11 protein-coding genes are annotated in these 15,632 nt (G+C 33.7%); 1 reads left to right on the top strand and 10 read right to left on the bottom strand.

The annotated features are described in order from the left end of the window. Positions 1-112 precede the first annotated feature (112 nt). From ppx to rpoN, 10 genes are all read right to left on the bottom strand, one after another. Positions 113-1,645, bottom strand: a complete 1,533-nt coding sequence (gene ppx / locus ABEY15_RS12580) for an exopolyphosphatase (protein WP_429890424.1) — start codon at positions 1,643-1,645, stop codon at positions 113-115. Between the two features lie 234 nt (positions 1,646-1,879). Continuing rightward, positions 1,880-3,127: an MFS transporter gene (locus tag ABEY15_RS12575; RefSeq protein WP_429890422.1), complete on the bottom strand. Its 1,248-nt coding sequence runs from the start codon at positions 3,125-3,127 to the stop codon at positions 1,880-1,882. 600 nt (positions 3,128-3,727) lie between these two features. Beyond that, positions 3,728-5,023 (bottom strand): phosphopyruvate hydratase, encoded by a 1,296-nt coding sequence (gene eno, locus ABEY15_RS12570; RefSeq protein ID WP_429890421.1) that lies wholly within the window; start codon positions 5,021-5,023, stop codon positions 3,728-3,730. Between the two features lie 63 nt (positions 5,024-5,086). Continuing rightward, on the bottom strand, positions 5,087-6,619 hold the full coding sequence (gene gpmI, locus ABEY15_RS12565) for a 2,3-bisphosphoglycerate-independent phosphoglycerate mutase (protein ID WP_429890419.1): 1,533 nt from the start codon (positions 6,617-6,619) through the stop codon (positions 5,087-5,089). Further along, positions 6,619-7,374 (bottom strand): triose-phosphate isomerase, encoded by a 756-nt coding sequence (tpiA, locus tag ABEY15_RS12560; RefSeq protein ID WP_335410066.1) that lies wholly within the window; start codon positions 7,372-7,374, stop codon positions 6,619-6,621. Before tpiA ends, gpmI begins: the two co-directional genes overlap by 1 nt. Positions 7,375-7,453: 79 nt before the next feature. After that, positions 7,454-8,635: a phosphoglycerate kinase gene (locus tag ABEY15_RS12555; protein WP_331225331.1), complete on the bottom strand. Its 1,182-nt coding sequence runs from the start codon at positions 8,633-8,635 to the stop codon at positions 7,454-7,456. Positions 8,636-8,878: 243 nt separating this feature from the next. Further along, entirely contained in the window at positions 8,879-9,886 is a 1,008-nt protein-coding gene (gap, locus tag ABEY15_RS12550; RefSeq protein WP_429890418.1) for a type I glyceraldehyde-3-phosphate dehydrogenase, read from the bottom strand. A gap of 40 nt (positions 9,887-9,926) precedes the next feature. After that, a complete protein-coding gene (locus tag ABEY15_RS12545) occupies positions 9,927-10,955 on the bottom strand; it encodes a sugar-binding transcriptional regulator (protein ID WP_429890416.1) in 1,029 nt (342 codons plus the stop codon). Positions 10,956-11,147: 192 nt separating this feature from the next. Then, entirely contained in the window at positions 11,148-11,387 is a 240-nt protein-coding gene (locus tag ABEY15_RS12540; protein WP_429890415.1) for a glutaredoxin family protein, read from the bottom strand. A 13-nt stretch (positions 11,388-11,400) separates the two neighbouring features. Next, the gene (gene rpoN, locus ABEY15_RS12535; RefSeq protein WP_429890413.1) at positions 11,401-12,702 is read right to left on the bottom strand and encodes an RNA polymerase factor sigma-54; all 1,302 of its coding nucleotides are present in this window, start codon (positions 12,700-12,702) and stop codon (positions 11,401-11,403) included. Positions 12,703-12,850: 148 nt separating this feature from the next. Between rpoN and ABEY15_RS12530 the strand changes: the two genes are divergently transcribed. After that, positions 12,851-15,571, top strand: a complete 2,721-nt coding sequence (locus tag ABEY15_RS12530) for a sigma 54-interacting transcriptional regulator (protein WP_429890411.1) — start codon at positions 12,851-12,853, stop codon at positions 15,569-15,571. Positions 15,572-15,632 lie beyond the last annotated feature (61 nt).

Genomic DNA, 15,632 nt, shown 5'->3' with positions numbered 1-15,632 from the left:
CCTACAATAATAAAATTTACCTATTATTAACGCTATGTTAATAAATTGTAAAGATATGAAAAAAATGTTAATTCCTGACAGTTTGCGATTAAAATAAAAAAGCACAATCTGATTACTCTGATTTGTGCTTTTCAAAATATATATTAATTGTTTTATTAAATAGTTTTTCTAATTGCTTCTTATGCTTTTCAGATTCAATTTCTTCAACTGGTGCATCCTCAATACAGTTAAGTTGTATAATCAGATTATCATCGTTTATTTTAAGCTCAATATTCTTTACTACCTCTCTTTTCGATGCGTTTAGACTATTAGTAAACTTTAAAAGAATCCCTAAAAAGCGTAGTTTCTTAAGTTCATCCGTTGTAAACCATTCAAGAAACGGTTTTACATATTGTTTAAAGCTATTTTTATTCTTATATGAAGCTATTAACGCTACTTTTATCCGATCCTTGTGGCTCAATCCTTCAATTGTACGATTAGATAATAAATAGAATGTATGCTGACTACTCGATTCTTCGTCTATGTATTGTCCAATATTATAGACCCGTGCTGCTAGATTTAGATCTAATATATCTCCAGAATTTATTTGATTTAAATTGTATAAATTAATTTGCTCCACTAATTGGTTTACTAAAACCTTAATATAATTTACGTGATTAATATTTATTCCATAGTCTATCTCTAAATCACTAAAACTTTTGTCTAATACATTAGGAGGCAACTTATCTCTGTTTAATATAAAATCTTCCATAAATATTCCATCTCTCAAACCTTTATTGCTTAAAATAAAGCTCTTCGCATTAACAACTGAATAAAGTTCTTTAAAGACCTCAATTGCAGGAAGAATGATATCAGCACGATCTTTTGATAGACCCTCAGTTCGTAAAATGTGATCAAACTCTAAAGATAAGAGGTGTTTTTTTATATAGTTTATTTCTTCAAAATTCATCTCATATTGATGAATACCTGAAATCGGATAATTAACTAAGCTTTGATGTATTTGCACTACATTCCGAGCACTTCCCCCAACTGCGACAATCGGAACTTGCTTATCTCTGAGCCAATCTAAAGATTCAAATTGCTTTTGTATAAATTGAGTAAGTTGTTTCATTTCTTCAGCAGTTGGCATATTACTTGATATAAAGTCTTGCTTTAAAGATAATGCTCCAAATGGAAAACTATGAAAATGGAGCATTTCACGATTCTTAAAATAAGTTACCTCTGTACTACCTCCACCAATATCAATTGTAATTCCCTCTTGTATTGGAGTAGAATTTAAAACAGCAAGAAATCCATAGTACGCTTCTTCATGCCCAGATAAAACGCGTAATGTAAAATCAGTATTTTCAGCAACGAGTTGAATAATCTCATCTTGATTAACTGATTGCCTAATTGTCGCAGTTGCTACACATTTTATTTCACCAATTTTATGATGGCGAGTGATTTCTTGAAACATTAGAAGGGTATTAAGTAATATATTCTTTCCTTCAGTATTCAAAACTTCTTTATCATTTAAGTATTTACGTAAACGAGCTACCGTTTTAATATTCTCAACTTCTTTTATACGCCTACTATTACTTTTTTCATATATAACAAGTCTGATTGTATTTGAACCAATGTCAATGATGCCGTATTTCTCCTTCATGCTTCTCACCCTTTATCTCAATAATTAGTAGACTATTTGGTTCCTCCATTATATCAATATATAGGTAAGTAATAACCTTCTCTTTGTGAAAAGGTACTTTTGGCATATTTAACATGTGAATTTTTCACATAAAGAGGCCTACTTCAGATTTCCGCTCTAAGATTCTTTTTTACATTGAACAAAAAACCTGACTATCTTTAACAGAGTAATCAGGTTTTATTAATTGATTTACTTTTATGATTTTGCTTCAACTACCACATTTTTCATCTTGAACATCGGAACCATAATCAATATTCCGATGATGAATAGTACTGCTGAAAGTTGATAAATAGTGAATAAAGAAAATTGTTCTTTTAAAACGCCTGATAAGCTCATTGTAATGACCATAGAGCCCATAAATAATGGAGTTAATATACCGTTCACTCTACCTACAAACTTTTCATCTGTATTTTTTAAAATAATTGTATTAATTCCAATATGAAGTGCAGGCATAAACAGCCCTATAAAGAACTCGGCCAATAGTGTAAGCCAAAATAATTGAGACCAACCTATTACAAAAATTCCGATAGCATTGACAGCCATACCAATCAATAATAAAACATGCGGTGCCAGTTTATTAGAAATTACCATAATCAGGCCACCCCCAATAATCATAGCTGCACCATTTGCTGCGAATAACCATTGTAAATAATCTTTATCTAGTCCTAATCGTTCAGTAACTAGAAAAATTGCTAATGGGTGAATAAAACCGATGCCAAGTCCTGCTGCTGCAAAAACCCCGCCTAAAAGGACTAAAATTTTTCTTGTCCAAACATATTGAAATCCTAGTTTCATCTCTTCCCATAAAGAAGAAGCTTGATCAACTTTTTCCTCTTCTTGATCTTTAGGTAACTTTGTTAATACTAGAGCTGATAAAAGAAAAGCAATACCTACTATACCCATCGATACAAACATTCCTGCTTGTTGAAATACAAATGTTCCTAATACAGGACCTAAAATCATAAAGATTGCCATCATTGTTTGAAATAAAGACATACCAGCTTGCATTTGCTCCATTGGTACATGAACCTTAAATAACTTCATATTAGATGGCTGTGAAAACTGTGACAAAATTGCAGAAACCAGTGTTGCAAAAAATACGAACTTCCAAGTCCCATACGTTAGCGCTAGAAGTATAACAAAAATTGAAGCCGCACTTAAAAGATCACACCAAATCATTGTACGCTTTGGTTTCCATCGATCCGCAAAAGTACCACCGATAAATGAAAAGATAAAAATAGGTGCAAACTCAGCAACTGAAATAAGTGACACGGCTGTAGCATCGCCATTCGTCTTTTCAACAACAAATAATAAAATTGCAAAATTACGAATCCAAATTCCGACTTGGATAAACAAACCTGCGGTGAGAATCGTCTGGATAAAGCGATTTTTTAGCAAGGAAGCCATTGAAGGATTTGAAGGTGTTGAAGTTGTTGTCGTCATTTTTTCCTCCTCTTATTTAATTTTCTTTAAATCAAAAATTGTATAAAAAATTTACAGTTCATTACAAATCAACACAGGAACTTATGTTCTCGAAAATTAAGAACATATATTCTTATATTAACATTAAAATCCTTTAATAATCAATCTATTTATTTAAATTCTTTTATTTATCTATAGTAAAAAAATGTTCACATATCAACCAGTTATTTCTCAAAATACTCTGCTAAGATGTAATAATTTCCATATTTAATACCATTTACAACATAAAATAGGAGCAACCAATGAAAAAGAAAAATAGAAGGACTATTTTAATAGCTAGTGCAACTATATTTTATTTAATCTCTGTCGTTTTAACTGTATTTATTATTCAATTCCTACCAAATTTTGCCCATCCAAACGATTAAAAAAGACTAATAATATTTGATATCTCAAGTATATTCATTGCTGTAGTTGGAACATGTAGAATTTGGGTTTTAATTAAAAAGAAAAGGTTTTAAACTGTGTTTTTCATGCAAAAAAAAGAGAAGGTGACGATCCTTCTCTTTTTAACGTGTCTATAATGGATTATGTTTTTTGTTAATGCACTTAGTTTTGATTAAATTATTTTCTTAAGTTGTAGAAAGATTTTAATCCTTGGTATACTGCGCTTTCGCCTAACTCGTCTTGAATACGTAATAATTGGTTGTATTTAGCGATACGGTCTGTACGAGAAGCAGAACCTGTTTTAATTTGACCAGCGTTTGTAGCAACTGCGATATCAGCGATTGTGCTATCTTCAGTTTCACCAGAACGGTGAGAAACTACTGCTGTGTAACCTGCACGTTTAGCCATTTCGATTGCATCGAAAGTTTCAGTTAATGTACCGATTTGGTTAACTTTGATAAGGATTGAGTTTGCGATACCTTTTTCAATACCTTCAGCTAATTTTTTAGTGTTTGTAACGAATAAATCGTCACCTACTAATTGTACTCGGTTACCTAAACGTTCTGTTAATAATTTATGACCATCCCAGTCATTTTCATCTAAACCATCTTCAATTGAAAGGATTGGGAAATCATTGCAAAGTTGCTCGTAGAAATCAACCATTTCTGCTGAAGATACGCCAGTGCGTCCTTCACCTGCAAGATCGTATTTACCAGTTTCTTTGTTAAAGAATTCAGAAGAAGCAACGTCCATTCCTAAGAATACTTGCTCTCCAGCTTTGTAACCAGCTTTATCAATTGCTTCCATGATTACTTCTAAAGCTTCACGGTTTGAACCAAGGTTTGGAGCGAATCCACCTTCGTCACCTACAGCTGTGTTTAAACCTTTGTCATGTAATACAGCTTTTAGGTTGTGGAAAATTTCAGTACCCATACGAATTGCTTCTTTAAAGCTATCAGCACCTACAGGTAAGATCATGAATTCTTGGAAGTCTACGTTATTATCAGCATGAGAACCACCGTTGATGATATTCATCATTGGAACTGGTAATTGTTTCGCATTAAATCCACCAAGGTATTGGTATAATGGTAAACCTAATTCATCAGCTGCTGCACGAGCTACTGCCATAGATACACCTAGGATTGCGTTAGCGCCTAATTTACCTTTGTTTTCAGTACCATCTAGCTCAATCATACGACGGTCGATTGAAACTTGATCAGTTACTTCGAATCCTACGATCTCTTCAGCTAAAATATCATTAACGTTAGCTACAGCTTTCTCAACACCTTTACCAAGGTAACGAGATTTGTCTCCATCACGTAATTCAACAGCTTCATATTCACCAGTTGAAGCACCACTTGGTACTAGTGCACGGCCAAAGCCACCATCTTCTGTATAAACTTCTACTTCAACAGTAGGGTTACCACGAGAATCTAATACTTCGCGAGCATAAACATCAATAATCATTGACATAATAAAATCTCTCCTTTTGTTGCGTTATACGCATAATTAAAAACTTTTATATTAACTGTTCACTTATTTAATAAGTGATTTACCAGTCATTTCTTTTGGTAGTTCTACTTTTAATAAATCAAGAACAGTTGGAGCTAAATCACCTAAAATACCATCTTCACGTAACGTAATACCTTCTTCAGTAACAATAACTGGTACAGGGTTAGTCGTGTGAGCTGTCATAGGTTCACCCTCTGGTGTAATTTCCTCATCAGCATTTCCATGGTCAGCAGTAATGATTGCTTTTCCGCCTTTAGCTAGAATTGCATCAACTACTTCTCCTAAACATTCATCAACAGCTTCAATTGCTTTAATTGTCGGCTCAAGTTTTCCTGAATGTCCTACCATATCTGGATTTGCAAAGTTTAAGATGATTACATCATGCTTGTCTGCAGCAATCTCTTTAAGTAATGCATCTTTTACTTCAAAAGCACTCATTTCAGGTTGTAAATCGTAAGTCGCAACTTTTGGCGAGTTAATTAAAATACGTTCTTCACCTGGGAACTGTGCTTCACGGCCTCCACTAAAGAAAAATGTAACGTGTGGATACTTTTCCGTTTCAGCAATTCGTAATTGTTTTAAGTTATTTTGAGACAGAACTTCACCTAAAGTGTTATCTAGGTTTGATGGTTTAAATGCCACATAACCTTGTACTGTTTCGCTAAAATGTGTTAAGCAAACGAAATGAACATTTTTCGGGAACTTACTTCCACGATCAAAGTCACGGAAATCATCGTTTGTAAATACATTTGAAATTTGAATTGCACGGTCAGGTCTGAAGTTGTAGAAGATAATTGAATCATCATCACTTATTGTTGCAACTGGTGTTCCATCTTCTTTTACCATTACAGAAGGTAAAACGAATTCATCGTGGATACCGTTCGCATAGGAATCTTTAATTAATTCATACGGACTTGTATAAGTTGGCCCTTCTCCATATACCATTGCGCAATAGCATTTTTCTACACGATCCCAACGTTTGTCACGGTCCATGGAATAATAACGGCCAGAAATTGTTGCAAATTCTCCGACACCATATTCTTTAAACTTTGCTTCAGTTTGATCGATATATTTTTTAGCTGTAGTTGGACCAACATCTCGTCCATCAAGGAATGCATGTACATATACCTTTTTCATGCCTTCTTCAGCAGCTAATTTTAATAAAGCAAACATGTGATTAATATGGCTGTGAATACCACCATCAGACAGTAGACCAAAAATATGTAATGCTTTATCTTTTTCTTTTGCACTTTTAATTGCATCGATGAATGTATCATTTTTTTCGAATTCGCCTTCACGAATTGCCTTATTTACGCGCGTTAAGCTTTGATAAACAGTTCGTCCCGCACCAATATTCAAATGACCTACTTCAGAATTACCCATTTGTCCTTCAGGTAGACCTACTGCTTCACCGCAAGCAGTTAATTGTGCGTGAGGATATTTATTCCAATATCTATCATAATTTGGTTTCTTCGCTTGTGCAACAGCATTTCCAAATGTTTCTTCACGCAAACCAAATCCATCAAGGATAATTAACGCTACTGGTTGTTTACTCATTACTTAACAGCCTCCAATAATGCAAGGAAAGAAGCTGGTTCTAAGCTTGCTCCACCTACTAACGCACCGTCAATATCAGGTTGAGCCATATATTCTTTTATGTTTTCAGGTTTTACACTGCCGCCATATTGTACACGTACAGATTCTGCAACAGTTTCATTATAAAGGCTTGCTACAACATCACGAACAAATTTACATGAATCTTGTGCATCTTTTTCTGTAGCAGATTTCCCTGTTCCAATTGCCCAAATTGGTTCATATGCAATTACTAAATTCTTTACTTGCTCATCTGTAAGACCTGCAAGATCAGCTGTTAATTGAGTACGAATAACTTCCTCAAATTTACCGCCTTCACGTTCTTCAAGCGTTTCGCCACAGCAAAGAATTGGTGTAAGTCCATGTTCGAAAGCTTTTTTTGTTTTACTATTAATAAACTCATCTGTTTCGCCATAATATTCACGACGTTCTGAATGTCCGATAATAGCATAAGTTACACCTAAATCTTTAAGTGCTACTGGGCTAATTTCTCCAGTATAAGCTCCACTATCTTGATTACTTACATTTTGAGAACCAATTTTTAATTCAGTTCCTTTTACACTATATAACATAGGTGCAATAAATAATGCAGGAGCACAAACTGCTGAATCTACTTTATCAGATGATGGAATGCTATTTTTTACTTCTTCAACGAATGTCATCGCTTCGTTAAGCGTCTTATTCATTTTCCAGTTACCTGCGATAATTGGTTTACGCATGAGAAACACCTTCCTAACAATTGGTAAGACATAACATCTTACTCTATTTCAATTACTAAATGTTGTAAAGCTATTAGACTTATTTATCGTTTAATAATGCAACTCCAGGAAGTTCTTTACCTTCCATAAATTCTAATGAAGCACCGCCACCAGTAGAAATATGGCTCATTTTATCTGCTAAGCCGAATTTTTCAGCAGCAGCAGCTGAGTCTCCACCACCGATAATTGAGTATGCGTCAGAATCTGCTAATGCTTGTGCTACTCCTTTAGTTCCCTGTGCAAATTTATCGATTTCAAATACACCCATAGGTCCATTCCAAATGACTAATTTAGAGCTTTTAATTACATCTGCATAAAGAGCAGTTGTTTTTGGTCCAATATCAAGAGCTTCCCAATCTGCAGGAATGCTATCAATATCAACTTCCTGAGTATTAGCATCTTCACCGAATTTGTCAGCAATAATTGCATCAATTGGCATATAGAATTTAACACCTTTAGCTTCTGCTTTTTGCATAAATTCATTTGCTAGATCAATTTTATCTTCTTCTAAAAGAGATTTACCAATTTCATAGCCTTTAGCTTTTAAGAAAGTATAAGCTAGTCCGCCACCAATAATTAAGTTATCTACTTTTTCTAATAAGTTTTCAATTACGCCAATTTTATCTCGAACTTTCGCTCCACCGATAATAGCAGTAAATGGGCGCTCTGGATTAGAAAGTGCTTTACCTAAAACATTAATTTCTTTTTCCATTAAGAAGCCTGCTACAGCAGGGATATGTTTAGCAATACCAGCAGTTGTAGCATGTGCACGGTGTGCAGCACCAAAAGCATCATTTACATATACATCTGCTAATGAAGCAAATTCTTTTGCTAGAGCTTCATCATTCTTCTCTTCGCCTGGGTAGAAACGAACGTTTTCTAATAATAAAACATCGCCTTCGTTCATTTTGCTGATTTCTTCTTGAACTTTAGGACCGTAAGCTTCATCAGCTTTAATAACGTTTTTACCTAATTTTTCACTTAAACGTGTAGCAACAGCATTTAAACGCATGTCTTCATTTACTTGCCCTTTTGGACGTCCTAAGTGAGATGCTAAAATAACTTTTGCTCCGTTTTCTATTAAATACTGAATCGTAGGAAGAGCAGCACGAATACGAGTATCATCTGTTACTTCACCATTTGCCATTGGTACGTTAAAATCTACACGGCAAAATACGCGTTTTCCTTTTACATCAATGTCATGTAATGATTTTTTGTTCATAGTAGGTGCCTCCAGTACTGTTTTTATTCATCCATGTTCAATTCCACTGGTCGATCCGTCTCATACAAAGTCGTATCTATTCTGTGATATTGTCACCGCAATTTTAACAGATTATGTACATCAATTGGAATTTATTTCTAGAGTATTTTTTAATATTGTGTTGGATTAGTGACAAAAGAGGATTTTTATCAAATAAAAGAGGGGAGGAAAATCCCCTCGCCCTCATATTAATTTTTATTAAAATTATAGACCTTGTGAAGCGATGTGAGCTACTAAGTCAACTACACGAGTTGAGTAACCAGTTTCATTATCGTACCAAGAAAGGATTTTAACCATGTTGCCTTCCATAGTCATTGTAGATAATGCATCGATTGTAGATGAGTTTGAGCAACCGTTATAGTCGATTGATACTAATGGCTCTTCAGAATATCCTAAGATACCTTTTAATTCGCCTTCAGAAGCAGCTTTAAATGCAGCATTTACTTCTTCAGCAGTAACTTCAGCATTTAATTCTACTACTAAGTCAACTAAAGATACGTTAGCAGTTGGTACACGTACAGCGCCACCATTTAATTTACCTTTTAATTGAGGTAATACTAATGAAACTGCTTTAGCTGCACCAGTAGTTGTTGGGATCATGCTCATTGCAGCAGCACGTGCACGACGTAAATCTTTGTGTGGTAAATCTAAAATTTGTTGGTCATTTGTGTAAGAGTGAACAGTTGTCATCATACCACGTTTGATACCGAATTTTTCGTCTAATACTTTAGCAAATGGAGCTAAACAGTTAGTTGTACAAGAAGCATTAGAAATTACATTATGGCTAGCAGCATCGTATTTGTCATCATTTACACCCATTACGATCGTGATATCTTCATTAGAAGCTGGTGCAGAGATGATTACTTTTTTAACTGATCCACCTAAGTGTTTTTCAGCATCTTTTTTATCTGTGAAACGACCAGTAGATTCTACTACAACTTCTACTCCGTAATCGCTCCAAGGTAAAACTGCTGGGTCACGCTCAGCAATTACTTTAATTTCGCTTCCGTTTACAACGATTGAATCGCCGTTAACTGTTACTTCAGCGTTTACTGAACCGTGAACTGAATCATATTTTAATAAGTGAGCTAAAGTTTTAGCGTCTGTTAAGTCATTAATTGCTACAACCTCTACGTTTGGGTTGTTTAAAGCTGCGCGGAAAACCATACGTCCGATACGTCCAAATCCATTAATACCAATTTTAGTTGCCATTTTTAATTTCCTCCTTTTAATAGGTAGAAGCTTTTTTATTTTAAAGGGTACATCCTTTAATTAACTCTTTTGCTGCTCCTTCGTCTGTGACGAGGATGTTTATATGACCTTTCTTTAAGAAAGAAGCCATTGCTTTTGCTTTAGAAGACCCTCCAGCTACTCCTAGTACATAAGGTATATTCTCCAATTCATTCAGTTGTAAACCGATTGTTCTTACTCTGTAAACAACTTCACCATTTTCATTAAAGTAATATCCAAATGCCTCTCCTACAGCTTCAGATTCAGTTAAGATTTCTAACTGTTCTGATGAAGATTGTCTTCGTTTAGCCATCGTAAATGCATCTCCTATGCCGTGTACGACAATAGAAGAAGATCGAATTAAATTTAGAACCTCTTTTACTCTTGGTTCTTCCATCATAGTTACATAGGCTTCTTCACTAAGTTCATCTGGCAAGTGAAGTAATCGATAATTACCTTTTGCCATTTCAGCCATTTTTGCACAAATCGTATTTGCTTGATTTCTTACTTCTTCACCTAAACCGCCTCGCGCTGGTACAAATAAGGTATTTAGATCTTTAGAATCATCATTCATCATTTCAGCTACGGCAGCTAAAGTGGAACCACCAGTAACAGCAACAATATTATTTGTTTCTAGCCTTTGGTTTATACAGCCAACAGCCGCTCGACCCATCTCCTTTTTTACCCAGTCCAGCTCGTCACTATCGCCTGAAACAACGATTACTTCCTTAAGATTAAATGTTTCCTTAAGCAAGTCTTCGATATTTTTCAAACCGAATAGTTCACGCATTGGTTCTTCTAGGTCTAGAAGTAAGCTTAGTCCTTCATCCGTTAATGTCATGCCAGAAGATGCGACATTAATCAGTCTTTGCTCTTTTAATAAAGCAACTTCTGATCTAAGTACTCTTTCTGTCAATCCTACGCTAGCAGACAAATTCCTTCGACCGATCGGCTGCATAATTCGTATATATTGTAGGATTTGAAATCTCTTTTGGATAACAGGTATTAGATCAGGTAATAATTTTTGTTGTAGCTTTAAAATATGGTTCATTTTCATCTCCTCTTTCACAGAGTATTCACTTGGGTCTAAATGTGTCCCACTATGACATATTATGTCCCACTTGTTTTAAAAAAATTACAGCGTTTTGCAACGTTGTTTTTTTGAACAAGACTTACTCCAGAAGTGAAATAACCCTGCTACATTTATATTGTAACAGGGTCATTCATTTCTTTCAACTGATAACTACCCATTTATGGCATTTAATATGTCAATCTTATGAATTTTTCCGTATGCAACAGTTTCCCCATTAATTTGAATAACAGGAATCATCAGTTGATATTCCTCTAATAATGCATCATTAGAATAAATATCAATTTCATTTACATCGATTTCATATTCAGATTGGACCAAACGAATTGCATCTTTTGCTTCTTCGCATAATCCACAATTCTCTTTTGTAAATAAGGTTAACTTAATCGACATCCCATTCTCCTTTTTAACTAAAGCGCTTTCGTTTTGATGAACCAGGAATCCTAAGTATATCTCTATATTTAGCTACAGTTCTTCTTGAGATTTCTACTCCATGTTTTTCAGCTAATAATTCTACTAGCTTTTGATCTGAATATGGTTTTTCTTTGTTTTCATCATCAACTAGTTGCTTGATGAATACCTGTACACTCGTTGATGCAAGCTCCTCACCATCTACACTTACACCTTGATGGAAGAATTTCTTCATTTCATATAAACCAAACGGTGTCTGTACATATTTGTTTTTACATGTACGGCTAATTGTCGATTCATGTAATGAAAGTTCTTCTGCTATCTCTTTTAAAGTAAGAGTTTTTAAATTTGCAGGACCTTTTTCAAAAAAAGCAATTTGCTTTCGAAGAATACAATTCATTACTGCTAACATTGTTGATTTTCGTTCTTCCAAGCTTTTCATTAACCAGTTAACTTGTGTATTTTTATCCTTTAAATAAGTTGAAACTTCCTTCTCATGTTGACCATTTAAAATTGAAGAATATTCATTAAGTACTTTTAAACGCGGCATAATTTTATCATTAATCAGTACAACAAATTCCCCGCCTATTTTTTCAACAGTTAAATCAGGTGCTACATAATTTACTTGGTCTTGGAAATAATTTAAACCTGGCCTTGGCTGAAGGGTTAAAATTAAGTCAATTTGCTTTTGTAAATCGGGTAAGCTAATCTTAAGTTTCTTTGCTATTTCTTTCCAGTTTTTATTAACAAATAGATCAAAATAATCTTTAATGACTTGTTTTGCAATTGTTGTATCAACTTCAAGGCCATTTAGTTGAATTAATAAGCACTCTTTAACGGATCTTGCTCCAACTCCTGAGGGTTCAAAACGTTGAAGTGTATCAATGCAGATTTGTAATTGAACGAATGAAATATTTAATTCGTGTATGAGCTCTTCATCTGATTCCATCAAAAATCCATTTTTATCTAAGTTATAAATTAAATATTTTATAATTTTATATTCCTCATTATCAATTTTCAACTCATTTAACTGACTAACAAGTTCTTCTTGTAATGTTTCTGTTCTTCGAGTATATAACTCCATTCCTTGTCCGCCTACAGTAGTTTGTTGTTTGATTTTTGAAGAAGTGTAATCGTTATGAGGAGTTTCAACTTCAATTAAAGGATTTTCTAATGATTGCTCAAATAAAAAATCAGTAAGTTCTTGGGCATTAAATTGAAGCATTGTAATGGCTTGTCGTAGTTCCTGAGTCATCGCAAGTTTCAATGATTGTTTTTGCATTAAATTCATTTCCATACTACTTCACTCCCTTAATACTATTTTACTCGATATTTAACTTTTTCATAGTACTTGACGAATTGTTATACTAATTTAAATATAGTGAAAACGTTTACTTTTTCCTGTATAGTAAAAGTATACAACTCTTTATGATGGGTGGGCCATTATGAACAGAAAAAATCAGATTTATGAAGTTTTTCTTCAAAGTAAGGAGCAAGGTTTTACTGCTAATGAGATTGCTCAAAAGCTCGGTTTAGATAGAGCAAACGTTAGCAGTGATTTAAATAAATTAGTTAAAGAAGAATTATTAATTAAAACAAATTCTAGACCTGTCGTATTTAAGCTTTTATCTCATACTTTACAACAAACGAATCAATCTCAAATTAAGATAGCAAGTTCAGACTATAAATATGAATATTTTTATGAAGAAAATATTAGTTTAAGACCTGCCATCGAAAAAGCAAGATCAGCTATTCTTTACCCACCTAATGGTATGCATACATTAATACTCGGTGAGACTGGTGTTGGTAAATCTGCTTTTGCTAAAAGAATGCATGATTACGCAATTCGTTCGAATGTTTTAGAAAAGGATTCTCCATTCATTATTTTTAATTGCGCAGACTATGCAAATAATCCACAACTATTATTAGGTCAGCTTTTCGGTGTAAGAAAAGGTGCTTATACAGGTGCTACAGAACAAAAAGGTCTACTCGAGAAAGCAAATAATGGAATATTATTTTTAGATGAGGTTCATCGTCTTACTCCTGAAGGTCAAGAAATGTTATTTACGTTCATTGATTATAAGTTGTATAGAAGACTAGGAGAGACAGAAAACGAGCGAACATCGAATGTATTAATCATTTCAGCAACAACAGAGGATCCCGGGTCCACTTTATTATCTACATTTACGCGCCGGATCCCTATGGTCATTACATTGCCAGCTCTTCGTGATCGAACATATGAAGAAAGATTGACACTGATTAAACGATTTTTCACGGAAGAAAGTGTTCGTCTAGGAAAAGAGATCGTTGTAAGTGCAAATACGATTCGCTCATTTCTATTTTATCCGTGTCAAAACAATATCGGACAACTTAAAGCCGACATTCAATTAGCTTGTGCAAAGGCTTACGCAGATTTTATTACTCATAAACATGACAAAATACGAATTTATAGCACTGATTTGAACTGGTATGTGAAGGAAGGCTTATTCATTGAAAAAAAAGTGAAGCATGCAGTTACACTTTTAAACGAGCATTTTGAATTTTCACCAACAAAGGGTATAACCAGTAACCACCAATTGGATCATTCTGCAGATACAATTTATGACCGAATTGATACGAAGTATGAAGAACTGAAACAACGTGGCGTTGCTCAGGACGAGTTATCCTTACTAATGGAAAACGATATTGAAAGTTATTTTACGCATTATTTAACTTCTATTAATCGCAAACTATCTAGTAAAGAAAATGTCTCAAAAATAATCAAGCCTGAAATCGTTACATTAAGTGAAAAGGTACTAAAGCTAGCAGAAGAAAAATTAAGTAAGAGATTTAATGAAAAAATACTCGTTGCACTAAGCCTACACATACAAACCTTATTACAACGTATACAGTCAAACAAGAAAATTTATCATCCAAATATAACGCAAATCCGAGAGCAATATAAGAATGAGTTTTCCGTTTCAATTGAATGTGTAAAAATGATTGAAGATTTCTCAAATGTTTCAATCCCATTTGATGAAGTAGCATTTATAACGATGTTTTTTGTATATGGAAATGAAGATTTTAAAGTGACTAGCTCCAATGTAAAAGTAATTGTATTAGCTCACGGTAACGGTATTGCTAGAGAAATGGCAAATGTAACAAATGAACTGTTAGAAAATGAGGAAGTTATTGGAATCGATATGCCATTAAGTGAACCACCACAAGATTTTTTAATTCGAGTAAAGGATTATATTAAATCTTTAGGTAAATTAAATGGAATTCTACTTTGTATCGATATGGGATCACTATCTTATATCGGCGACATAATTGAAGCTGAATTTTCAATTCCTGTACGAGTGATTCAAATGGTAAGTACTGCACATGTAATCGAAGCTTCTAGAAAAGCGACACTAGGTTATAATTTAGACGAGCTTTATCAAGATGTACGAAACTTAACTACTTTCTTCATCAATTCTCATTCGAATAAAACGAAACAGCCTGAATTTAATCGTTCTGTCATTTTAACTGCATGTCTGACTGGTCAGGGAAGTGCAATAGCCATTAAAAATATACTAGCGAATAACTTGGTCTATGATAAAGAGATGCTTGAAATCGTACCAATTAGCCTTTTAAATAAAGACGAATTACAAAAAATGTTAAATGATATATCTAAAGAACGAAGTATCGTTTGTATTGTTTCGAATTTTGATATAAATGTTCCATTTAATACGTTTCATTTACAGGATGTATTAAATATGAAGGCAACAAAGACAATACAAGAATTGATAACTTATGAAGAAACGTATTTAAAAATGGCTGAAACACTACAGGAGACTATTTCTTTAAAGGATGCTAAAAAAGTAATTAGTGTGATTAGACGTGCCTTAAATGATATACAAGTCCAAACAGACAAATTTTTCAAAAATGAGGATCTAATGGGAATTGTTATTCATATGAGTTGCATGATCGATCGAATTCAAAACTCACAGCCTCTAATCCCATTTAAAGATAAAGAAGATAAAATAAATAGTGATTACATGCTATATTTAAAAATCAAAAAAATAATGCAACAAATTGAGGATGCATGTGACATTATCATACCTGATGATGAAATATGTTACTTAATGGAATTTTATTCTAGAAACGATATAAGTAGGTTAGATGAAGACTTTTATATAAATTAATTTATTTAGTCAAAAAAGCCAGTTACTTCGGTTGAAGAAACTGGCTTTTTACTTTTACTCT

Source organism: Gottfriedia acidiceleris (genome assembly GCF_050457485.1).
In the GTDB taxonomy this organism is placed as follows: domain Bacteria; phylum Bacillota; class Bacilli; order Bacillales; family Bacillaceae_G; genus Gottfriedia; species Gottfriedia acidiceleris_D.
The sequence above is the reverse complement of the archived record's forward strand: the minus strand, read 5'-3'. Positions and strand labels throughout refer to the sequence as shown.

What these genes read in the sequence shown, in the direction of transcription:
- tpiA (WP_335410066.1), bottom strand. Translation starts at nt 7,374, where the DNA reads ATGCGTAAACCAATTATCGCAGGTAACTGGAAAATGAATAAGACGCTT.
- ppx (WP_429890424.1), bottom strand. Translation starts at nt 1,645, where the DNA reads ATGAAGGAGAAATACGGCATCATTGACATTGGTTCAAATACAATCAGA.
- ABEY15_RS12555 (WP_331225331.1), bottom strand. Translation starts at nt 8,635, where the DNA reads ATGAACAAAAAATCATTACATGACATTGATGTAAAAGGAAAACGCGTA.
- ABEY15_RS12545 (WP_429890416.1), bottom strand. Translation starts at nt 10,955, where the DNA reads ATGAACCATATTTTAAAGCTACAACAAAAATTATTACCTGATCTAATA.
- eno (WP_429890421.1), bottom strand. Translation starts at nt 5,023, where the DNA reads ATGTCAATGATTATTGATGTTTATGCTCGCGAAGTATTAGATTCTCGT.
- gap (WP_429890418.1), bottom strand. Translation starts at nt 9,886, where the DNA reads ATGGCAACTAAAATTGGTATTAATGGATTTGGACGTATCGGACGTATG.
- ABEY15_RS12575 (WP_429890422.1), bottom strand. Translation starts at nt 3,127, where the DNA reads ATGACGACAACAACTTCAACACCTTCAAATCCTTCAATGGCTTCCTTG.
- ABEY15_RS12530 (WP_429890411.1), top strand. Translation starts at nt 12,851, where the DNA reads ATGAACAGAAAAAATCAGATTTATGAAGTTTTTCTTCAAAGTAAGGAG.
- ABEY15_RS12540 (WP_429890415.1), bottom strand. Translation starts at nt 11,387, where the DNA reads ATGTCGATTAAGTTAACCTTATTTACAAAAGAGAATTGTGGATTATGC.
- rpoN (WP_429890413.1), bottom strand. Translation starts at nt 12,702, where the DNA reads ATGGAAATGAATTTAATGCAAAAACAATCATTGAAACTTGCGATGACT.
- gpmI (WP_429890419.1), bottom strand. Translation starts at nt 6,619, where the DNA reads ATGAGTAAACAACCAGTAGCGTTAATTATCCTTGATGGATTTGGTTTG.